The sequence below is a fragment of the Nostoc sp. JL23 genome (assembly GCF_017115065.1).
Classification (GTDB): Bacteria; Cyanobacteriota; Cyanobacteriia; order Cyanobacteriales; family Nostocaceae; genus Nostoc; species Nostoc punctiforme_A.
Window position 1 is genome coordinate 69,281 of the sequence record NZ_JABXKN010000076.1, and the last position, 23,262, is coordinate 92,542.

Genomic DNA, 23,262 nt, shown 5'->3' on the forward strand with positions numbered 1-23,262 from the left:
TCCAACTTTTTGGACTTACAACAAGATTCGGATTTGGGTCTTTGGCATTAATAGCCTTTGATAACGCCTCAGTAATTCACTCCTGTATAAACCCAAAGACATTATGACAACTTCAATAATTCCAACTCTAGAGAATTTATATGATGTAACCCAGTCACACCAAGATAATCGTGGGTACTGCACACTCCAGTGGCGACGGGGTAAGCTGTTGGTAAAGCCGCTTGGAGGAGTGAAACAACCATATCTGGCTTCATTAGATAGTAAGCGATCGCTAGTAGAATGCTTACAACATTCTCCAGTAAGTTTGGTCAGCATAGATCCAAAATTGGGTGAGACTTTGCTCAAATTTTGGGCAGATGCGTGTGAAGCAGCTCAAAAACCAATATTCCTAAGCATACCCGCTGGCAAAAAACTTCCTAACCAACCCTTCAGACAATTGCAGCGAGTAATTGATTGGATTGCTGCTTTCGTATTGCTGCTATTAGTAAGTCCAGTCATGTTGGGATTGATTGTATTAATGCAGGTTTACTCGCCAGGGTCACTTTTTTGTCATGAATGGCGTGTTGGGGAACGGGGTAAACTCTTTCAAGCGATGAGCTTTTGCGCCAAGAATAACACACCGCTAGAGCGTTGGATGGGAAAATACAATCTCGACAATCTGCCACAATTATTTAACGTCCTACGGGGTGACATGAGTTTAACCGGATCTCGTTGTTGGACTTTGAAAGATGCAGTACAGCTAAATAAATTACCAGAAATTACAGCTTCCTGGGAAGTAGAGGCACAGTCTCACTTGTTACATCTGGATAGCCAAACTCTGTAATTTATCTGTGCGGTAATTGATGATTTCATCTACCGCACTGAGGCTCAAACAAAAATTGTTTATGTAGCATCTATCTATAGAGTAATCCGGTTCTAGATAATTGATTTTCCAGACGCGATAAATCGCATCTCTACATCAGGTTTTTAGGCTTATCTGAACTGTATTAATCTATAGAGGTCTATCTACCTTGCCAAACTATTATGATAAAATTCATGAATTTACAGCTTCCTCAACCACTCAGTAATCTGCTTAAAGCTAGCAGCTTTTGGCAGGAAAATTATTTGATATTGCGAGAATTTAAACACTTTCGTAAAATTGCAATTTTAGCTCTGGTTTTCTCAATTTTGGCGGCAACTTTTGAAGGTGTCAGTATTGGTTTTTTACTTTCCTTCTTGCAAAGCTTAACTAGCCCAGACGCTCAACCTGTCCAAACCGGAATAGAATGGTTTGATCTTTGGATTTTGGGAGCCAAGACCTCAGCAATTAATCGTTTATATCGTGTATCTTTGCTGATTCTATTGAGTACTTGGTTACGTGCCACCTTTAATTATTTTTCTCAAGTTTATACTGAATTATCTCAACTACATCTTGCCGATCGCTTACGCAAGCAAATTTTTGAACAATTACAATCCTTATCCCTAAGTTACTTTAGTCAAACTCGTTCTGGCGAACTAATTAACACAATTACCACTGAGATTGAAAGGATCAGACAAGGTTTTAGTGGCGGAGCTTTTTTAGTAACTAGAGGACTAACAACCTTTGTCTACTTAATATCAATGTTTTTGATCTCATGGCAATTGACGATAATCTCAGCATTGCTATTTACACTTTTAGGTGTGGGGTTGTCAAATCTGAATGCCAGAGTCAGAGAATCGAGTTTTGGCATGACAACTGCTAATGCTAATTTTACATCAACAGCCATAGAATTTATTAATGGGATTCGCACTGTTCATTCTTGTGGTACTCAAGAATTTGAGCGTCAGCGTTACTATAAAGCTAGCGATAAAGTAATAAGTAGTACAACAAAGGTTGTATTTACCTGGACACTTGTGAAGCCAATTGCCGAAGGTGTAGCAACTACGGTATTGATCGGAATGATTATTTTGGCATTCACTAGTCTTGTCACTAATGGAACGCTACAAGTTGCTTCTTTACTAACCTTTTTCTTTGTACTATTTCGCTTTATTCCATTTGTTCAAGATATTAATGGCACGAGAGCATATCTTAGCACTTTACATGGTTCAGCAGATAATATTAAAAATCTGTTAAAAAGTGATGAAAAATATTACTTTCAAAATGGCATAGTTCAGTTTAAAGGATTAAACAGGTCAATAGATTTAGTATCTGTGGATTTTGGCTATGATGATGAAAATCTAGTACTGCATAATATTACCCTGACGATTGAAAAGGGAAAGATGACAGCGTTAGTCGGATCGTCTGGCGCAGGTAAAACAACCCTTGCTGATTTAATTCCCCGATTTTATAATGCTACAGATGGATATATTTACATTGATGAAATGGATATCCAGCAGTTTGAAATTAACTCTCTTCGTCGCAAAATAGCTGTCGTCAGTCAGGATACCTTCATCTTCAATACTAATGTTTGGCAGAATATTTCTTACGGCACTCCAGAGGCGACGAATGAGAAAATTCAAGAAGCCGCTAAACTAGCGAATGCACTAGAATTTATTTTAGAAATGCCCGAAGGTTTTGATACCCAATTAGGAGATCGGGGTGTTAGATTATCTGGAGGACAAAGACAGCGAATTGCTATTGCACGAGCTTTACTGCGGAACCCAGAAATTTTAATTTTAGATGAAGCAACTAGCGCCTTAGATTCACTATCTGAACGCTTAATTCAAGATTCATTAGAAAAGCTATCTGTTGGTAAAACAGTAATTGCGATCGCTCACCGTCTTTCTACTATTTCTAAAGCAGATAAAGTTGTAGTTTTAGAACAGGGACGGATAGTAGAGCAAGGTAAGTATCAAGAACTATTGGAACTAAAAGGTAAGCTTTGGAAATATCATCAAATGCAGTATGAACTAAGACAGCCAGATTAGAAACAACATCCAATTACCAAAAGACTTACAATATATTAATCGGCTGTATATCTCTACAGCCGTAAACCCCTAAATATGTATCAGTAATTTTGCAAAATCGTAGAACAATAATAGGACTTACGCAAAAACCCTCTCAAACTCTCATTTCTCCGTGACCTCTGCGCCCTCTGTGGTTCGTTTTCCGTTACCTGTGCGTAAGTCCTAAATAGGATTTTAACCACTTATTACCTCTATAAATAAGTTATTAGAATTAGCCCTATATACTTAAAAATCATAGAAAATATGTCCCAGGAAATCTTTGACAAAGACCTAATTTATCAATGCTCAAGTTTTGGTGTCGGTGGGAGCGGAGGTGTTGAAACTTATTTAGCTTCTCTGTTTAAACATCGACCACCTGATGTTAGTGATCGCGTGATAAAATCACTTAAAAATATCGATCAAAGCCAGTTCAAACTGCTACACATCCACAGTCCAGATTTGCTATTACAGCTTACAGGCGAATGTCCTGCTATCTTCAGCGTTCATAATCACTCATTTTACTGTCCTAGTGGCACAAAGTATTTAGCAGAGCAACGGACAATCTGCGATCGCAACTTCTCTTACTTAGGATGTACCTGGGGTAAATTAGTAAATAAATGTGGTAGCCGTAGACCTTTAAGAACTCTTAGAGAACTTCAAACAACTCATCAGTTTTTAGATGTCTTGAAAAGGCTAAAAATTACTTTCATTGCGAATAGCGAATATGTGCGGCAAGAGTTAATTCAAAACGGTGTATCTCCAGAACAAACTATAACGCTACACTGTGGAATCTCTATACCAGAAACAGCAAGTTCACCCCTAAGCTTGGAAGTACATCAAAATCATCGAATTTTGTTTGCTGGACGAATTGTTTCTGATAAAGGTCTGGAATGGTTACTGAAAACCTTAATACATACAGACCCGAAAATTCAACTTGATATTGCAGGTGAAGGTTGGGAACGACCACGATTAGAAAAGTTAGCAAGTACACTCGGATTGAATCAGCGAATCACTTGGCATGGTTGGTGCAATTCGGATAAATTAGATAAACTTTATCAACAGTGTTTTGCAGTCATCTTTCCCAGTGTTTGGCCTGAACCTGCTGGTCTTGTAACTCTGGAAGCATACTCTCGTTGTCGACCTGTAATTGGTAGTGCAGTCGGAGGGATTCCAGAACATTTACGAGATGGAGAAACGGGTATTCTTGTTCCAGGCAATAATATCCAAAAGCTGGCTGATGCTATTAATGAATTGTATAGAGATTATCAAAAAAGCCGATACATGGGTGAGCAAGGTCATACTCTATTGATGAAGGAATTTACAATGGCTGCTCATGTAAATAATCTCCGAACAATTTATGCAAAAACAATAGCTGAATTCTCTTCCCAAGCCAACAAAGTATATAGTATCTCTCCAGCTAAATAAGCTGAATTTACTAAAAACATCAATTATTGCATCTTTTACTTAGAAAATATAAAGTGAGAAAAATATGTCCTTACATCAAGAATGTCAACAACCTTTAGTCAGCGTTGTTATCCCCACCTATAATCGACCAGACTATCTCAAGCAAGCGATCGCAAGTGCAATAAAACAAACTTATCAAAATATTGAAATTATTATTTCTGATAATTGCAGTTCAGAAAATCCCCAAGCAATTGTCGCATCTTTTGGTGATTCACGCATTAAATTTTGGCAGCATCCGCAAAATGTGGGGATGTTAGCTAATCAGCAGTATGGTTTCAATATGGCACAAGGTAAATATGTTGCTAGTCTCCATGACGATGATATTTGGAATGAAGACTTTTTAGCAAAGCTTGTACCACCACTAGAAGCAAATTATGATTTAATTCTCGCTTTTTGTGACCAATACATTATAGATGCTAATGGCATAATTAATCATGCTGGTACTGAAGAAAATACACGCGCTTACAAGCGAGACAAACTAGCAAAAGGAATTTATAAACCTTTTTCCAAAATTGGGTTAGTAGATAAAAGTATACCTACTGCTGCATCTTGCGTAATTCGCAATAATTTGGTGGATTGGTATAGTATTCCCTCAGAAGTTGCTGGGATGTGGGATTTATATTTAACCTATCTATTCTGTATATCTGGTTATGGCGCTTACTATTGTCCAGAAAGATTGACGCGATATCGCGCCCATGAACAAACTGATACTATGCTCAGTGGTAGTCGAGATGTACAAGCAAAAATTCGCAAAGCGAAAAGCGAAATGTTTTGCTATCAAGTATTTATGGAAGATCCTCGGTTACAGGAATTTAAAACTCATTTTCAACAGAAATGGTTAGAAGCTAATACTACTTTGGGAATTGGTTTGCTACGAAGCGAACAGATAGCCGCAGCACGCCCTTATTTTTGGCAAGCGCTGAATCAACAAAAATTTAATGTGCGAACTATGGCAGCACTTAGTCTTAGTTTTACGCCGCGATTTTTAACAAGTAAGTTAATAGGAATATCGAAATAATATCTCAATATCTCTGAGTTGAGGAATTTATTTTACCCCACCCTAACCCTCCCCTTGTAAAGGGGAGGGAACAAGATTCTCTTGTTTCCCCCCTTTATAAGGGGGGATTAAGGGGGGTAATTCGACTTGTGTGTACACCGTAGGCCCTTCCCAAGGGGAGAGGTGATTCAAGGATTTTATCCTTAAGGAAGTAGTGTATGAAACTTTGTATTGTTACTCATAAAATCAAAAAAGGTGATGGTCAGGGGCGGGTAAACTATGAGGTTGCTAAGGAAGCAATTCGTCGTGGTTATCACTTGACATTATTAGCTAGTGAAGTTGCACCAGAACTAGAAGAAAATAGCCAAGTCAATTGGATTAAAATTCCAGTCAAAGGCTATCCTACAGAATTTTTACGTAATTTCGTCTTTGCCCAAAAAAGTGCAGATTGGTTACGTAAACATCGCTCTGACATTGATTTAGTTAAAGTCAATGGAGCAATTAATCTGGCCGCGGCTGATGTGAATGCTGTACATTTTGTCCACAGTTCATGGTTGCGATCGCCTGTCCATATTTCTCGTAACCGCCGCGATTTATATGGTTTCTACCAGTGGTTATTTACGGCTTTTAATGCCCGTTGGGAAAAACAAGCTTTCCAAAAAGCGCAGGTTGTTGTGGCTGTATCCGAAAAGGTAGCTCAAGAATTAGTCAACATTGGTGTACCGCGTTCTCGGATTCGGGTAATTGTCAATGGCGTTGACTTAGAAGAGTTTACTCCTGGTGAAAGTGAGCGCCAAAAATTAGGTTTACCAGAGAATGTCACCCTAGCCCTGTTCGCTGGAGATATCCGCACACCCAGAAAGAATTTAGATACAGTATTACACGCCTTGGTGAAAGTTCCCGATTTACATCTGGCGGTGGTAGGTCATATCGAAGGTAGTCCCTTCCCAGAACTAGCGGCATCCTTGGGGTTAAGCGATCGCGTGCATTTTGTCGGATTTCGCCGTGATATCCCCGAAATTATGCGGTCAGTAGATTTATTTATTTTTCCTTCCCGATATGAAGCTTGTAGCCTCGTATTGTTAGAAGCACTTTCTTCAGGACTACCAGTAATTACAGCCACAGCTACCGGGGGTGCAGAGTTGGTGACACCAGAATGTGGCATTGTCTTAACCGACTCAAATGATATCGAAGCTTTGGCTGTGGCGATGATGTCCTTGGTAAGTGTAGATATGCTTATGCAGCAAATGAGTCAAGCTGCTCGTTCTGTGGCAGAACAACATAGCTGGACTACTATGGCACAAACTTATGTGGATTTATTCGAGGAGTTAATAAAGAATGCGGAACACCGTTCTTATACCGACTTATCGCCGTCCACAAGACCTCTCACGCTGCCTTTTGGCGCTACAGGAGCAAACTAAACCAGTCGATCAGGTGATAGTGGTTGTCCGCGATACGGATGCAGAAACTTGGCAATTTCTTGCGCAATACACAGCGCACAATTTGCCACTGCATACCGTGAAAGTGACACAACAGGGGGTAGTAGCAGCTCTCAACGCCGGACTAGCAGCAGTGGAGGGCGATATTGTTTCGATTACTGATGATGATGCCGCACCCCACCCCGATTGGTTAGAGCGGATTGCGGCTTACTTTACCTGTGATAGTCGCCTCGGCGGACTGGGAGGGCGTGATTGGATATACCACGGCAGCAAATTAGAAGACGAATCCCGCCCAGTAGTGGGACAGTTGCAATGGTTTGGGCGAGTTATTGGCAACCATCACCTGGGAGTGGGAGAACCCCGCGAAGTCGATATTCTCAAGGGCGTAAACATGAGTTTTCGTACCCAAGCGATTGGACAACTGCGCTTTGACGAGCGGATGCGCGGTACTGGAGCGCAGGTACACTTTGAAATGGCATTCACCCTGGCATTAAAGCGGGCTGGTTGGAAGATAATTTACGATCCTAGCGTTGCTGTAGATCATTATCCAGCCCAACGTTTTGACGAAGACCAGCGAAATAACTTTAATGAAATTGCCTTTATTAACTTAGTCCATAATGAAACCTTAGTTTTACTAGAGCATTTACCATTTATCCGCCGGATTGCATTTTTGTTCTGGGCAGTATTTGTAGGTACATGCGATAGTTTGGGCTTAGTACAATGTCTGAGATTTTTACCTAGCCAAGGGCAATTGGCGGGGAAAAAGTTATTAGCATCTTGGCGTGGACGTTGGCAGGGATATCAAGAATTCAAAATTCAAAATTCAAAATTCAAAATTAAGGAAATTTGAATTTATTGGAAGCTGCCAAATTTATTTATATGTACATCTAAAATTGAATGAATTCTAAGCAGATACTTTTCAATAGTTTTTTACAAGAAAACTATTCTCCCGAAGAGCGATCGCTACAGGGTTGGATGGCGATCGCAGGCTTTATATTACTAACTGTAGTTTGCTATTTTGGTGGTGTTACTGCCGGATTGCGCCTAATTTACCCGGCGACAGCTTTAGTAGTAGCCTTATTTTTATACTTGCGGCATCCCATTCTCTACATTGGCTTTACCTGGTGGATTTGGTTTCTCACACCCTTAGCGACTCGCTTAGTTGACTATCGGGTAGGGTGGGATGCTAGCCGTCAAATGCTCATAGCACCATACTTAGTGGTGTTTATAACAATAGCAACATTTTTGCGGCATTTTCCCCGCGCTTCTCGCCAAGGGGGTTTGCCGTTTGTTTTGGCTTTTATCGGAGTTTTCTATGGCTTTCTCATCGGTCTAATTTACAACGCACCTATCCCTGTAGCACGCGGATTGATGGATTGGCTCAGTCCGGTTATTTTCGCTTTTCACTTATTTATCAACTGGCGAGATTATCCCAGCTATCGCCAGAACATTCAGCGAACATTTCTCTGGTGTGTGTTGATTTTAGGAACTTATGGCGTATATCAATTTGTGGTAGCTCCTGAGTGGGATAGGTACTGGCTCATACAATCAAAATTATTCATGAGTTCTGGAAACCCTGTACCTTTCGGGATGCGCGTCTGGAGTACATTACACTCAGTCGGCCCCTTTGGTTCTGTTATGCAGGCTGGGTTACTATTATTATTTACTAGTTCAGGAAGCTTAATTTTTCCGGCTTCAGCTGTTGGTTACTTATCTTTTCTATTAACACAAGCACGTACTAATTGGGGAGGCTGGTTATTTGGAATAATTATGATTATGGGTTCAGTCAAAGCCAGAATTCAAATGCGCTTAATTACCATAATTATGGTCATGGCTATTTGTGTTGTGCCATTGACAACTATCGAACCAATTGCTGGGGTGGTAGCAGCACGTTTTGAAACTTTTTCTAATATTCAAGAAGATGGCAGCTTTAAAGATAGATCGGGAACTTACGATAGAAATCTCGGTTTAGCCATTTCTAATGCTCTAGGTAACGGCTTAGGAAATATTTGGAAGGTCAACGAAAAAACTGGTCAAATTGAAGTAGTGGTAATTGATAGCGGCATTTTAGATATGTTTTTCACCCTTGGGTGGTTTGGAGGCATATTTTATATGGGTGGATTAATCTTTTTGATTATTACTGTTAGCAGCTATGGTGAAGGTCGTTTCGATAGTTTTGTCAGTGCTGCCCGTGCCATTGGGATCAGCTCCGCTTCACAGTTAGTTATCGGTAGCGGGATGTTGAGTGTATCAGGGATGATTCTTTGGGGATTTTTAGCTATGGCTATGGCAGGACATAAGTACTATAGCAATCCTCAGATGCTATCCAATATTCCTAACTTCTCTAAGAAATCGAGAATCTCATAAATCTTACAACTTAAATAGGACTTTTATAGATTATGAAAGTAATTATTGTCATGCCACTGGCCGAGCAACGAGGCGGTGGTGAAATGATGCTTTGGGATTTGGTACAGCAGGGACGTAATGCTGGTGTTGAGTGGCTGGTGATATTTTTAGAAGACGGCCCGATGGTCGAACAAGTAAAGTCTCTCGGTATTGATGCACGAGTTGTGGAAAGTGGACGTTTACGCCAAATACACCGTTTTATTGGCGCTGTTTTGCGGATAGCTGCGATCGCACGCCGCGAACGTGCAGATATAATTGTCAATTGGATGTGGATTACGCATATATCTGGAGGTTTGGCGGCAATGTTGGCAGGGTTGCCTGCTGTGTGGTATCAACTAGAAGTACCTAGTGATAAAACTTGGTTGGTGCGAATTGCTACTTTAATTCCAGCGCGGGCAATTATCACTCTTTCGCAAGATGGCAAGCAAGCACAGGCAGAGATTTGGCCCCACAGACCAACACCTTTGGTTTATCCTGGTGTCGCATTAGACCGATTTGAGCCGAATGCTTTACCAACTCCAGAAGAAGCACGGCGAAAATTAGGCTTACCTTTACACGGGCCGTTGATTGGAATTGTGGGACGATTGCAACGATGGAAGGGAATGCACGTATTGGTGCAAGCAATGCCCAAAATTTTACAGAAGTATCCCGATGCCCATTGTCTGGTAGTTGGCGGTAAGCACGATTTGGAACCGGATTATGAGGACTTCTTAAAAGCCGAAATCGCCGCTTTGGGTTTGAAAGAGCAGGTAATTATGGCTGGACTACAGCGTAATATCCCGGAATGGGTGCAGGCGATGGATGTATTTGTTCATGCATCGGATAATGAGCCGTTTGGGATTGTGATTATTGAGGCGATGGCGCTGGGTAAACCTGTAATTGCTGGTAGTGCAGGCGGCCCGACAGAGATTATCACTGATGGCATGAATGGACTATTAACACCTTACGGCGATGCGGAGCAATTAGCGATCGCAATTCTCCGCTATCTTGACGAGCAAGAATTTGCCCGAAGTGCGGGAATAGCTGCACGAGAACGCGCTCTCGATTTTTCAACGCAGAATTATGCCCAAAATTTTATTAATGCAATTCGCTCTGTAATGCCTAGCCCTTTATCGCAAAAGTTTTGATAGGTTTGTAATAAGGACTTTAGTGCTTATTTGAAAAGTGTTTGACTGTGATTTTAATCACCCCCCTTAATCCCCCCTTGTAAAGAGGGGAAACTAGAAAATCCAGTTCCCTCACGCCACATGCTTCAAGTCGGGCGTTGCCCGCCCAACGCAGTGGCTCCCCTTTATAAGGGGAGGGTTAGGGTGGGGTAAAAAATATTTGATACATCAACTATGACTTTTCAAACAACCTCTTAAATATTTTCAGACTAAAGTCCTGACTACAAACGCATTTACACCTCGTAATTAATGCGATAAATCATTATAAAACTCTCTGCGCGTCTGCGTGAGACAAAAAATATTTATGCAAAAGGAACTAAATCAATGTTGATTGATAGCCGCAAATTGCCAATAGATGAAATTATCAATACGGAAGTTTGTATAGTTGGTGCTGGCCCAGCAGGAATTACACTTGCACGAGAATTAATTGGGCAAGACTTTCGAGTGTGCTTACTAGAAAGTGGTGATTTAGAATTTAATCAAGAAACTGCATCTCTTGGTGAAGGTGAAACGGTTGGAGATCCTTTTCCACCTTTACAAGATATGCGTCATCGTCAATTTGGTGGAATGGCTAATGTCTGGAATATTGAAATTAATAAAAATCAACTTGGTCTGAGGCACGTACCGTTAGACGAAATAGATTTTGAAAAACGAGATTGGGTTCCATACAGTGGCTGGCCTTTTAGTAAATCTCACCTCAATCCATTTTACGAGCGCGCTCAAGCAGTCTGTAAACTCGGTTCTTTTGCTTATGAGGCAGAGGCTTGGGAAAATGCTCAATCTCCTCGGACACATTTCACAAGTGACCGAGTTACTACTAGTATGTTTCAGTTTGGCCCACGCGACATTTTCACCAATGAATATCGCCATCAAATCAATCAATCTCCTAATATAACTACATTCCTCAACGCCAATGTGGTAGAAATTGAAGCAGATGATGCAGCCCAAACAGTGAAACGTGTGCAAGTTGCTTGTTTATCTGGTAAGAAATTTTGGGTTGTTGCAAAAGTATTTATTTTAGCCGCAGGTGGGATTGAAAACGCGCGTTTATTATTACTATCAAACAGAATTCAAAAGAATGGATTAGGCAATCAACATGATTTAGTGGGTAGATTCTTCATGGATCATCCATTTATTCGTTGTGGTATGCTTGTTCCGCAAAATCGCAAAATCTTTAATTCGATGGCTTTGTATGATTTACGCCGCGTGAATAATGTCACAGTCATGGGAAAGTTTGCGCTGACGGAACAAGTGATGCGCCGCGATAAATTACTAAATATGACCGCGTTGTTATATCCCAGAGATGAAAGGTATAGATCGGCTGCAAAGGCTTCTGCAAAAATTTTGTTCTCTTCAGTTCGACAAAGACAGTTACCTAAAAATATTTTTCAGCATTTGCAAAATGTGATTACGAATATTGATGATTTAGTAGCTGATTGGTATAAGTATAATCTCAAAAAGGAATATTTATTCCCTGATTTAAGTCATGGAGGATGGTCTGACCATGAAGGTAATGAACAGAAATATACAAAGTTTGAGGTTCTCAGCCAAACTGAACAAACTCCAAATCCAGATAATCGGGTAACACTCAGTAATCAACTAGATAAGCTGGGTTGTCCGCAAGCAAAATTAACTAATCATTGGAGCGAAATAGATATTTGCAGTGTGAAGCGATCGCAGTTAGTATTTGCACAAGAATTTGCTAGTGCCGGACTGGGTGAGTTGCAGATTGAATTAGATGGCGATCGTCCAGTTGCTTCTCTTAGTACCCATCACAATATGGGTACAACGCGTATGCATCACGACCCAAAACAAGGAGTAGTCGATGCAAATTGTCAAGTTCACGGCATCTCTAATTTATTTATGGCAGGTAGCTCTGTTTTCCCTACAGGAGGCTATGCTAATCCTACGCTCACTATTGTTGCCTTGGCAATTCGATTGGCTGACCATCTGAAAGCTGAATTGTCTCACTAAGTATAACTTTGTGTAAAATCGTCACGTTTTAGATGTAGCGATCGCCTGAGCGCACATCACCTACAGTATCTGCACCGATCCCAAGCCTGTTGCTACTGCCACAAGCCAGTGAAAAATGACTTTTTACTGTTCTATTGCTGGATTAGAAGATAAAAATTGATTTTTCTTTCACCAAAAGTCCTCCAACCCCAGTTGGAGGACTTTTGGTGGGATACTTACTGTAAAAGTTTGTTTCGCTCATTTCGTACATTGCGTTCATTTTGAATAAGAGTTATTATATGGTGGTATAATGAAATTGCAATCCATATTTTCGTATGGATAAGTGGAGTGCAATTCGATATTAGACAGAGAGAGGCTGATATCTATGACACTCAGTACATACCAATCTAGTAGGACTGCTGTACCTACGGAAGAAGATGCTACGCTAGCTAAAAAAAGTAGTCAAACTTTGGCATCCTATGTACGGGATAATGATGCATACCGCACTATCAAAGTTGTGCAAGATAACGCTATAAGTGAAACAGTTACCATACCAGCAGCTGCTTTTCATCTGCTTGTTGACATCCTGACGCAAATGGCTAAAGGTAATGCTGTTACTCTTATACCCGTACACGCAGAACTGACGACACAAGAAGCAGCTGATATTTTAAATGTTTCTCGTCCTTATTTGGTAGGGTTATTGGAATCTGGAGAGATGCCATACCGTAAAGTAGGAACGCGACGACGGGTGCGTTATCAGGATCTACTCAGTTACAAAAATCAAATTGATACTTTACGAATGCAAGCTCTTGATGAGCTTACTGCTCAAGCTCAAGAACTAAATATGGGGTACGAATAAGAATCCTGATACATAACAGTTTCGCATGATTAGCCAGATGCTCTGCTAAAGGCAACTCTAGGAATAAAAGTACATCTAACAATCAAGTAAACTAAGTCAGGAAGCCCTCTAGTAAGCAACTGACTTAGTTTTAACTTTAATGCCATTGAAACTATAAGTTAAGATCAAAAATTTACTTAGTATAAAGGACATTTATAAAAAAAATTTGTTACCACTGTTAAGGGTAATAATTTCAAACTAATAGAGCAATTATAGTGTCTAATTTTACAGCTATTTATGATGCATGTGTCTTATATCCAGCACCATTGAGAGATTTTCTTATGCGGCTTGCAGTCACTGACCTATTTAGGGCACGGTGGACGGATGCAATTCACTCAGAATGGATTAGAAACCTTTTAAAGAATCGTCCTGATCTCACGCTTGAGAAGCTTACCAGAACTAAAAATCTGATGAATAGCCATGTCCGAGATTGTCTCGTTACAGGTTATGAGGCACTGATCGCAGGTTTACAACTTCCAGATCCAGATGATCGCCATGTCCTCGCCGCAGCGATTCGTTGTAATGCAAGTATTATAGTCACTTTTGACCTTAAAGATTTTCCTGCTCAAGCTCTTTCACTATATGGTATTGAGTCCCAGCATCCAGATGACTTCATTGTGCATCTGATTGACCTTAACCCAACAGAAATTTGCAAAGTGGTAAAGAGGCATAGAAGTAGTCTTAAGAATCCGCCTCAAACATCTGAAGAATACTTAGAATCGCTTTTAAGGCAGGGATTACCACAATCAGTTACTGCTCTACAAGATTTTTGCTATGACATTTAATAGAAATCTACTGAGATTATGAGAAATAAAGTATTTTAAAATACTATTGTTATTTTACTCTTTTAAAAGAGCGTAATTAGCCCCAGACGGCCAAAATTCGTGTGAAGCACTGGCTAGATGAACTCTTTTAAAATAATTGCCAAAATATCTATAAGTATTTCTCTCAAACCCTTGTAAAAACTTGATTGCAAATTTTCGGACAGGTCTATTTATCTTTCCTTTTTGAATGCTTGATCTGCCGCCCTACCGATCGCCCTGGCAGAAGTGAAGCAGGAGTTCAAAAACGCCGCCCAAAAGCTTACCCCTTAATGACAAAACCCCAGCATGAATTACGCAAGAAATTGTAAACTGTTTAACTATAAGTGTTTGAGCTTTTCTTCGTGCCATTCAGTGCGAAAACTTACTTGACTCTTACCGAATGTTGTATCAGCCAGCAATGTAAGCCCACCATTAACAGCGCCAATGGCAGCATCAACATTGGGATGATTTCTAAACTTGTCCAACTTGCAATCCAGCCTGCTCCAGTGGGTATAATCGCTGCTCCCAAACTGGCAGCACTAGTGGCAATGCTAACAGCCGCAGGAACATGGGGGTCTGGCAATCGTTGAGGGATTAACCAAATGGTTGCAGGAAAGATGGCTGCCAACCCAAAGCCAATCAACGGCAAGCTAATCCATTGATCTGGCAGTTGCCACCAAGCCAGCAATCCAATCATTACAAGACTGAGCGACATACTGATTGTGCGGACTGCCCCAAGCCATTGCAAGAAATAACCTAAGATGAAACGTCCCAATGTTAATCCCACCCAGTAGGCACTAACGCTGTAACCAGCTATCAGCGTGGGAGTGTGACGAGCTACAGACTGCACAGTGTATGCCCAGTTACCAATGCAGGCTTCAGTACCAACATAAACCAGCAAAAGTAACCCAGTTAGCAGTACTATCGGAGTTTGCAGCGCTCTACCCAGATTTTCTAACGCAGTTGTTTTTGAGGGCAATACCCTTACTGTCATTGGTGTGTAGTTGAAGATGATTACGCCCAGCACGCTCACAATTAATAGGCTGACAATCCCGGCTAATACCCCATAAACCTGTCGCCAGTTCATGCCAACTGCTAACAAAGTAGTAGCGATCGCGGGGCCTGAAAGAGCGCCAATACCATAGAAAGCATGGAGCAAACCAATCAAACTGGCACTGCGGGAATCTTGCACAATGTAAGTGTTGATGCCTGCATCAATCAACCCAATGCCCAATCCCAACGCCGATCCAGCCGCAACCATGAGAAACCAGGAGGGTGAGATGGCATAGATCGTTAGTGCCATCGTCAGCGCAGCCGCAGCAATCAACAGCATTCGCGCTAACCCCAGCCGGCTACTCACCAGACTGCTGGTGAATGCTGCCAGAATGTAGCCGCTAATTTGACTGAGAAACAGCAGGGTGACGGTTGCTGGAGTCAGGTTATAGGTAGAGAGAATGGAGGGCAGAAGCACTCCTAATCCTGCTTCAGCTATACCAATGGCAATAAAGGCATAAAAGGCGATCGCCGAACCTATCCACAGAGGCGGTAAGGTGCGTTGATAGTCTGTCATTGGCTGGAATGCTCCTGGATCGGACAATTTGACTGCTGAGATTTACTCAATTAATCAAGAAATTTATGGTTGTGCAAAGTATGAATAGTTAAAAATATTTTTATAACTACCAAATGGCATTATTAGTAATTATCTCAAAATCTCATCACCATGTGGCTAAAAAGTCTACAAGGATTTATCTCAAATCCTTGTAAAAACTAGATTGCAAATTTTCCGAAAAGTTTATTTATCCTCAATCTTTGAATACTTGAGCTGCTAGCAACGCTAATGCTGCTGTACCAGCGATCGCACCCCATTGTAAAAGCGGATTTTTATCTAGCCAGTCGGAAACGCTAGGTATAACTAAGTTACTAAAATCACCCTTAACTCTATCGTCTTCAGGAACAGATTGGTAAAAATTATTTGGTGCATCTTCAGACTTCGCCTCAGAAGAACGTAGTAAATCGAAGCCGACGAGCAGTAACAGTGAATCTACTAATGATGGTGAGATGCGCTGTATTACATCTAATATTTTAGCTACATCTCCAACCAAGAAGTCACGAGTTGGATGTTCGGCTACGTAGAGGATAGCATCAGCTACAAGTTTAGGATCGTAGTAAGGTGGTATCCCGGAAGGCTTTACGCCTAATTTCGTCAGACCATTATTCCAAAAGGGAGTGTTGATCACCGCTGGTTTCACACTCGTGACGCTGATCGGCCATTTTTCATGTAGCAACTCAAGGCGCATGGCTTCGATAAAGCCCTCGACTCCGTGCTTGGCTGCTGAGTAAGCACTTTGGTAGGGGAGCGATCGCTTACCTTCCATTGAAGAGACGTGGATCAGTGCCCCCCTTCCCTCACGCTTCAGATGGGGTAGGGCTGCCATTGCACCATACACTTGTCCCATGAGATCGACATCAATGACATGCTTAAACTCTTCTGGTGTTATGTTGTCGAAAGTGGCAAAGATGCCGATAGCAGAGACATGTACCCATGTATCGAGTCGCCCGTACACTTCCACAGTTTTATCTACGATCGCTTTAACTTGCTCAAATACTTCTACATCAGCTACGTAAAAAGTTGCCTCGCCGCCAAAGCCGCGAATCTCCTCCACTAAAGACTTTAGCTTCGACTCACTCCGAGCTGAGACTACGACTTTTGCGCCGCGTCTAGCAAACTCAAGAGCTGTGACACGTCCGATACCGCTGGAGGCTCCAACGACCGAAACGACCTGCTGATTGATTGGCTTTAATTGCATAAGTGTTACTCTTTAAAATAAATTAGGAATTAGGAATTGGCTTCGACAACGTTAGAGACTTTAGCTTCAGTAGGTAATTCAGTCGCTTCATTAGTATCAGTTGTTATTAAAAATATTTCTTAATAACTCTCCTATACATATATGTTAATTATTATTACGGTTACATTTCTCTGTCTATTGGGGAATCTGAAAGCGCCACAGGAAGTAGATGTAAGCATTTTCTAGACTTTTAAGACTTTCGACTAATAAACATCAGGAACTTAGTCAACAAATCTCACAAAATCTCATCTGTCGCCTTTTACTTACTTCAGAGGATGTTTGAAAAGTCTGTAGTAGTGTATCAAATATTTGTTTACCCCACCCTAACCTCCCCTTGCAAAGGGGAGGGAACTAGTAGATTTTCCGGTTTCCCCCCTTTACAAGGGGGGATTAAGGGGGGTAATTCGACTTTATTTGATTAAATCTGTTTAAGGGAGCCATTGTAATCCCTTATTCTGTAACTTCTGCTCGATCTGCTGCATTTCCTGGATAGTTTCTCCAGTCACGATCGCATAAATTTCGGTGTAGATTTTTCCGTATTTGACCCTCTCTAAAGCGGACAGAAGGATTAAGTCCTTGCGATCTAGTTCTGATTTTAAGGTGACTAAAATTGAATCTAATGTTCCTTCCATGCGGTAGCTACTAGAATATTTAGCAACTTCCTTTCCCAGTCCCAGTAGGGTGTGACGCTGCAAGCACAATGGAGTCGATCCATTAACTCGGAAATTGGCATCGATCGCATAAAATTGTCCGTCTCGATCTTCCAGCACATCGAACCCAATCACGCCGAAATAACCCTGTTTGTGAGCATACTGACCAATGGCGGTAATCATCTCAAAGAACTTGCTCATGTCAGTGTTGCGGTAGTCAATCAGTCCCCCTAAATAATTACCTTCTGGAGTGACGAGTTGCCTAGTAGTGCCGATGAGGGTTATCTCTCCCATTTTGTTGACATAGAACTGTACGCAGTAATTCTGCACTTCATTCTTAACGAACTCCGAGACAATAATCCTATCGAGCAACTTAATATTGAGATATTTCCTGATTTCTTCCAAGCAGTAGTTCAGATCGTTGAGGCTTTTGATGATATAAGTGCCTTCCCCTGAGAGTCCGTGGGACGTTTTAATTAAGTAGGGAAATTGTGGTAAGTTAATGTCTTCTAAATTACAGGTGTGCAAATCGTAACTATCGTATTTTGGACATTGCACCCCCAGTTCGGCTAGGGTTACTTTGCTGAGTAAACGGTAATGAGTGTCTGAATCAACAGCGTGTTTTTCTTTTTTGAGGCGATCGAAGGGAAATAGAGTAATAAGTTTATCAAAGCGTTCGCCCTTGGCGTTGGCGCAGCCATCGCTGTGGCTGAGATCGTCCAGATAAGTTAAGCGATCCATTATCAACCTATGGGAGTAGCTGAAGCCAAAATGCTCTTGCCAGTATGCAAGCAGCGACTTTGGCGGCGGATTAATCGCAATTCCTGGAATGCGATCGCCTAACACAGCTAAAATTTTCCAAGGTTCCTTTTGGCAAATCTTGTCAAAGGAGGTTTTGGTGGCTTCACTACTGCCATCTTGAATAAAATATTTTTCCAGGTTGGGATAAGCAGCCCAACTGGCTGTTGCAGGGTAATTTAGGATAAATCCATAAGATGCATCTGTGATGTCTTGAGCAAATAGATCGGAAAGAGAACTTCCTTGAAAGTATTGAAAGTTATTTTGTGAGTTCATTTAGCCCTCCCAGAAACCGCATCCTCAAACAATTGCACAGATACATCTTCTGTCTGCACTCCTGCCAGCAGCATCCTGTCTTGCTCAGAGACAATTTCTTTAGTAATTGCAGCTAAAACTTCAATAAATTTCGGCAAAATGAATCTATCTGTTGGTTGATTTTGTTTGGAAATCAGTTGTAATTGTTTTGTTTTACTATATCTTATAGCCTGAATACTGCTATATTTTTTTCGCATAAGCTAAAATTTGGTAATTTGCTCTTTATTTATATACCTTACTTATCTTTTAATTAACTCTATCAAACGAAAGAAGTAAATCACTTTATTCTTTCTACGAAATAGTTGTTCATCTTAATTTTACAACTTAACAATAAAACTATTCCGCAGATGAAAGTCAGCCTCCTCACCTCTATGAGTTAAAGCCCAGTAACTCACATTACCATCTATATTTTTGATAACAGTAGTAATGCCAATTTCAATAGCTTGTTCTGCCGAGACGATTTTATCCAAATCGACATCTAATGCAAGTGCTAAACCGTCGGCTTGATTGTGAACATTAAATGGTAGCTTTTCAAAAGCTGTTTCCTCTTGCATTCCTTGACGATAGCCATCAAAGCGATAGACATTCCAGTGTCCGGCGGGGGAGAGGTTAAATTCCCAATATCGTAGAGAATCTTTGATGCCAAGGAAGAACTCAAAACAAGTGTCTTCCCATAATTCGTACTTGCGTGATGGTGCATTTGATGGTGGAACAATTGCAATTTCCTTTAAATCACCTCCAAGGTTGTAGCAGATAGTAAGTTGATTAGCATTTCGAGAGATATTACCTGTAATTTTCAAATTAGAAAAAGACTCAGTAGAAGGGAAGGGTTGGAGGGAAAATGTCTGGTTGTTCATTTCATATCTTGGATAATTTTGCGAATCTGCGTTTCTTGAGATTCAATACTTTCAGTCAGCTTAAACTGGACGATCGCTCTGGCAAGATTATGTTCTGGGTGCTTAACTTTGAAGTAGACATTCCCTGCTAAATAATCAGCAAAAAATCTCAGTCCTAGTTCAAAAGTAATTAAACGGATGGCATCATAGATGTATGCATAATCATTCTCGGTCAGAAATGTCTTAGCCACAGCAAGATAACCCCGGAGGATTTCTTGACACAGATCGGTATCGAAATAAATACTTTCCCAATTCTCGGTTTCTTCACCAGCAGGATTGCAACCCGATCGCAGGCAATCACCAATATCGTAATGTACCAGACCGGGTTTCACGGTATCGAGGTCGATGACGCTGACGGCTTGCTGGGTAACAATGTCAAACATCACGTTATTGATTTTGGGATCGCCGTGCATCAGACGTAGAGGTAACTTGCCTTCAGCTTTGGCATTTTCTAGGATATGTGCAAAGGTTTGGCGATCGCTAACAAACTGTAAGCAATAATTAACTTCCGAAGATTGACGCACACTAGTTTTCGCCAAAACTTCATCGTAATGCTGGAGATAGAACGGTGTAATATGGAAGCCTTTGAGGGTGTCAGCAAGTTTTTCTGCTGGCAAATCGCTGATCAAATTGTGAAACATCCCCAAGGCATAACCGATTTCTTTGGCGTATGAGCGATCGCGCATACTATCAAAAGACTGGGAGCCTTCAATAAAGCTGATTGCCCGCCAAAAGGAGCCATCTGCATCCTTCCAGTGGTCTTGAGCGTTTTTGGTCAACAGTACGCGTGGTACTTCCCAGCGACGATTAAGGGGTATATCCTGCAACCTTTTTTGAACGTGTTCAGTGAAGGTACACATATTCTGCATAATCAGTTCTGGCTGACGAAACACTTGCGTGTTGATGCGTTGCAAGACAAAATGTTGCTCTTTTGAGGAATCTAGAGTTGCTAAAAAGGTGTCATTGATATTACCACTGCCCAAAGCTTGAACATCAGTAACCTTTCCCAGTTGGGTGAATTGGTTAGCGATCGCCACCAGATTTTCTGCGCCTTGTGTATTGAATTCTTGTATCATCTGTTTGACCTGTACTACTCCTCACGTACATTGCACGAAAGCAATAGGGGATATCGTAGCGCAAGTATCAAGATAATTCGTAATTGATTACCGAACTGTCAATTATAAATTTTTAAAAGTACTAGAGCAATCCTGAATCTATTCGTGAAAACAAGATCCCCGACTTTTTTGAAAAGTCGGGAATCTGCGGGTTGCAATTTTCGTCAACCCTGTGCTAATTCAACAGTTAGGAAATCTCATCGCTATCAACCCACTCGTCATAAGATGAATCATAACCAATGTAGTGAAGAAAGTATTGCTGACCTTGGACTTTCTCAATCGTTGCGGAATACCAAGCCTCTTGGTCATCATCCCAACATTTTACTTTTTGACCTACTGCATATCCATTTTCATCAGTGGAGCGAAGATCGCGAGTCCGAATGTCATCTTCGCCTACCCACTCGTCATAAGATGAACCGTAACCAAGGTAATGAACAAAGAACTGGTCATCTTCGATTTTCTCAATAGTTCCTTGATACCAATCCTCGTCATCATTATCCCAGACTTCTACTGTTTTGCTGACTTCATACTGAGTTTTATCTAATTTATCTGATTTAGCAGCAGATGAGACATCTTGAATCGGCTTTTGTTCCTCTTGTTTGATTTCCTCTTTTACTAGAGTGTATGCTTGCAAAATCAAACTGCGAACGACAGTTTGAATTCCTGTATGCTCATAGTAATTGGTTGTTTGATCTAAGAATGCTGCAACTAAATCTAAATTATCATCAGCAATCTGAATAAAATTACCCAAATGACTAGAAATTGATTGCGGGGTTACGCCTGTCTTGGATACTAAATTAGTCATCCAGCCTTGCACGGAGTTGAAACTCTGATTGATAAAACCAACTTTATCAGAAGGATTACTGCCTGGAAGAAAGTTATTAACGGCTAAGAAAACTGGATTTTGAGTTATTGCACTAGAATCAGTACCACTAATAACTCCGTGAATTTTGCTGAGAAAGTCAGGGCCCAGGGGGAAAATTCCATCTAGACAAACTAAAGCTACCATCCGCATTAGGGATGCATTTTGATAGTTGTTAGTTAGGGAATTAGCAAACTCTTGGGGATTAGGTTGAGGAATACCGTTTAGTTTACAAAAGGCGATAATTTCGACGGCGATTTTCAATACTAAGTCAATAGATTGAGTGACATCAGCTTTAGGAGTAATTTTGCCTAAAAAGGAGAGAAAGCCAATTTTTTCACTAACTTTATTCGCTAAAGCCGCCGCTGCCATCGCTGTGTCTGCCTTATCAATTGTTTGATAAAGTTTGATTGCAAACTGGTAGCCTTGTTGAGGATCTTCGTATAAGGTGACAGCGCGATCGCGAATTTTCTGAATTACCTTAGCATCGGTTTCTCCAGTAATGGCGCGGATATTATTGTCAAACCCCGTCAAATTGCTCCATTCACCTGGTGCTACATAATCAAGAGCCTTTAAAACTTTGACAGTAATATTGTCAGTCGGTAACTCGTCAACCAACTGAATAATTGATTTATCCATCAGCCGATCCTCAAAACTCATAATATCGTTACAATACGGTTCAGAGCAGCCCACATCTAGCGCTGGGCAATTACTAAACCCTATTTATAGAGTTCCCCAACCTGACCAAAAAATAACCATGTTAGTAACAGAGGTTACACCTAAAGATGCTGTAACATAAGTCTGTTTCTCATAACATCAAAACGGAAGTCGCTACAGGGAAGGCGGAAGCTACTACAGGGAAGGCGGAAGCCACTACAGGGAAGACGGAAGCCACTACAGGGAAGACGGAAGCTACTATAGGGAAGGCGGAAGCTACTATAGGGAAGACGGAAGTCGCTACAGGGAAGGCGGAAGTCACTACAGGGAAGGCGGAAGTCACTACAGGGAAGACGGAAGTCGCTACAGGGAAGACGGTAGCCGCTAGAGGGAAGAAGATTTTTATCTTTACTCGGTAATATGTGGTTATTTAACAGAGCATTAAAAATACCCCACCCTAACCCTCCCCTTGCAAAGGGGAGGGAACTAGATTTTCCGGCTTCCCCCCTTTCCAAGGGGGGATTGAGGGGGGTAATTTCACTTGTGTCTACACCGTAACTTTGCTAAGAGGAGGGAATTGTATTCCTAGTTTCCCCTCTTTGCAAGGAGGGATTAAGGGGGGTAATTTGGAATTACCAAAAATCAAGATGTTATGACAGAGCTTTATAACAAAACCTCGGAGAGAGAAAAAAGACGATCGCTCCGTAATAATATGCCATCTGCTGAAAAGATTGTGTGGGAAAGGTTGAAAAATCGGCAAATTGATGGTTGCAAATTTCGTAGACAGTACAGTATTGATGTATTTGTTGTGGATTTTTATTGTCCTGAATTAAAACTTGCTATAGAAATTGATGGTAATAGCCATTTTCAAGAAGGAGCGCAGGTTTATGATTATGAACGACAATGTTTTCTTGAATCTAAAGGGACTTGTTTTTTGAGGTTTACAAATCAACAGGTTTATCAAGAGTTGGAAGGTGCGATCGCAATGATTGCACAAACGGTTTGTCAATTGCGGAAGATTACCCCACCCTAACCCTCCCCTTGCCAAGGGGAGGGAACAGTTTCCCCCCAATGCATCGGGGGGATTAAGGGG

General features: G+C 41.1%; 20 protein-coding genes. 12 read left to right on the forward strand and 8 right to left on the reverse strand.

All coding sequences use genetic code 11. The features are described from left to right. The first annotated feature begins 103 nt into the window (after positions 1-103). From hepC to HWQ42_RS16170, 11 genes are all read left to right on the forward strand, one after another. Positions 104-823 carry a heterocyst development glycosyltransferase HepC gene (gene hepC / locus HWQ42_RS16120; protein ID WP_292813758.1) on the forward strand — a complete coding sequence of 240 codons (720 nt, stop codon included), beginning with the start codon at positions 104-106 and terminating at the stop codon, positions 821-823. 212 nt (positions 824-1,035) lie between these two features. Then, complete coding sequence (hepA, locus tag HWQ42_RS16125) at positions 1,036-2,886, forward strand: heterocyst formation ABC transporter subunit HepA (protein WP_292813760.1); 1,851 nt, start codon at positions 1,036-1,038, stop codon at positions 2,884-2,886. Positions 2,887-3,168: 282 nt separating this feature from the next. After that, a complete protein-coding gene (locus HWQ42_RS16130) occupies positions 3,169-4,329 on the forward strand; it encodes a glycosyltransferase family 4 protein (RefSeq protein WP_292813762.1) in 1,161 nt (386 codons plus the stop codon). A 64-nt stretch (positions 4,330-4,393) separates the two neighbouring features. Continuing rightward, complete coding sequence (locus HWQ42_RS16135; RefSeq protein ID WP_292813764.1) at positions 4,394-5,386, forward strand: glycosyltransferase family 2 protein; 993 nt, start codon at positions 4,394-4,396, stop codon at positions 5,384-5,386. Positions 5,387-5,583: 197 nt separating this feature from the next. Then, on the forward strand, positions 5,584-6,786 hold the full coding sequence (locus HWQ42_RS16140; RefSeq protein WP_292813766.1) for a glycosyltransferase family 4 protein: 1,203 nt from the start codon (positions 5,584-5,586) through the stop codon (positions 6,784-6,786). Further along, positions 6,704-7,654, forward strand: a complete 951-nt coding sequence (locus HWQ42_RS16145) for a glycosyltransferase family 2 protein (protein WP_292813768.1) — start codon at positions 6,704-6,706, stop codon at positions 7,652-7,654. Before HWQ42_RS16140 ends, HWQ42_RS16145 begins: the two co-directional genes overlap by 83 nt. 47 nt (positions 7,655-7,701) lie before the next feature. Continuing rightward, a complete protein-coding gene (locus tag HWQ42_RS16150; protein ID WP_292813770.1) occupies positions 7,702-9,171 on the forward strand; it encodes an O-antigen ligase domain-containing protein in 1,470 nt (489 codons plus the stop codon). 32 nt (positions 9,172-9,203) lie between these two features. Further along, the gene (locus HWQ42_RS16155; RefSeq protein ID WP_292813772.1) at positions 9,204-10,337 is read left to right on the forward strand and encodes a glycosyltransferase; all 1,134 of its coding nucleotides are present in this window, start codon (positions 9,204-9,206) and stop codon (positions 10,335-10,337) included. 363 nt (positions 10,338-10,700) lie between these two features. Then, complete coding sequence (locus HWQ42_RS16160) at positions 10,701-12,350, forward strand: GMC family oxidoreductase (RefSeq protein ID WP_292813774.1); 1,650 nt, start codon at positions 10,701-10,703, stop codon at positions 12,348-12,350. A gap of 364 nt (positions 12,351-12,714) precedes the next feature. Beyond that, positions 12,715-13,188 (forward strand): helix-turn-helix domain-containing protein, encoded by a 474-nt coding sequence (locus HWQ42_RS16165; protein WP_094351605.1) that lies wholly within the window; start codon positions 12,715-12,717, stop codon positions 13,186-13,188. Between the two features lie 254 nt (positions 13,189-13,442). Further along, a complete protein-coding gene (locus tag HWQ42_RS16170; protein WP_190240972.1) occupies positions 13,443-14,012 on the forward strand; it encodes a PIN domain-containing protein in 570 nt (189 codons plus the stop codon). 400 nt (positions 14,013-14,412) lie between these two features. Here HWQ42_RS16170 and HWQ42_RS16175 read toward each other — a convergent pair whose 3' ends face one another. The 8 genes from HWQ42_RS16175 to HWQ42_RS16210 all read right to left on the reverse strand — a co-directional run bounded on the left by HWQ42_RS16175 (position 14,413) and on the right by HWQ42_RS16210 (position 22,512). Then, positions 14,413-15,600: a sugar MFS transporter gene (locus tag HWQ42_RS16175; protein ID WP_292813778.1), complete on the reverse strand. Its 1,188-nt coding sequence runs from the start codon at positions 15,598-15,600 to the stop codon at positions 14,413-14,415. Between the two features lie 232 nt (positions 15,601-15,832). Then, positions 15,833-16,837 carry an SDR family oxidoreductase gene (locus tag HWQ42_RS16180; RefSeq protein ID WP_292813780.1) on the reverse strand — a complete coding sequence of 335 codons (1,005 nt, stop codon included), beginning with the start codon at positions 16,835-16,837 and terminating at the stop codon, positions 15,833-15,835. A 467-nt stretch (positions 16,838-17,304) separates the two neighbouring features. Further along, positions 17,305-18,600, reverse strand: coding sequence for a carbamoylphosphate synthase large subunit (locus HWQ42_RS16185; RefSeq protein ID WP_292813784.1), 1,296 nt, complete (start codon positions 18,598-18,600; stop codon positions 17,305-17,307). Further along, positions 18,597-18,836: a hypothetical protein gene (locus HWQ42_RS16190; protein ID WP_292813786.1), complete on the reverse strand. Its 240-nt coding sequence runs from the start codon at positions 18,834-18,836 to the stop codon at positions 18,597-18,599. The genes HWQ42_RS16185 and HWQ42_RS16190 overlap by 4 nt, the downstream gene beginning before the upstream one ends. 120 nt (positions 18,837-18,956) lie before the next feature. Beyond that, on the reverse strand, positions 18,957-19,496 hold the full coding sequence (locus HWQ42_RS16195; RefSeq protein ID WP_292813789.1) for a DOMON-like domain-containing protein: 540 nt from the start codon (positions 19,494-19,496) through the stop codon (positions 18,957-18,959). Continuing rightward, positions 19,493-20,611, reverse strand: coding sequence for an aminoglycoside phosphotransferase family protein (locus HWQ42_RS16200; protein WP_292813791.1), 1,119 nt, complete (start codon positions 20,609-20,611; stop codon positions 19,493-19,495). The genes HWQ42_RS16195 and HWQ42_RS16200 overlap by 4 nt, the downstream gene beginning before the upstream one ends. A gap of 226 nt (positions 20,612-20,837) precedes the next feature. Continuing rightward, positions 20,838-22,151, reverse strand: a complete 1,314-nt coding sequence (locus HWQ42_RS16205) for an agenet domain-containing protein (RefSeq protein ID WP_292813794.1) — start codon at positions 22,149-22,151, stop codon at positions 20,838-20,840. Positions 22,152-22,320: 169 nt separating this feature from the next. Continuing rightward, a complete protein-coding gene (locus HWQ42_RS16210; protein WP_292813797.1) occupies positions 22,321-22,512 on the reverse strand; it encodes a hypothetical protein in 192 nt (63 codons plus the stop codon). A 309-nt stretch (positions 22,513-22,821) separates the two neighbouring features. Here HWQ42_RS16210 and HWQ42_RS16215 point away from each other — a divergent pair, with 309 nt between their 5' ends. After that, the gene (locus tag HWQ42_RS16215) at positions 22,822-23,202 is read left to right on the forward strand and encodes an endonuclease domain-containing protein (RefSeq protein ID WP_292813799.1); all 381 of its coding nucleotides are present in this window, start codon (positions 22,822-22,824) and stop codon (positions 23,200-23,202) included. Positions 23,203-23,262 lie beyond the last annotated feature (60 nt).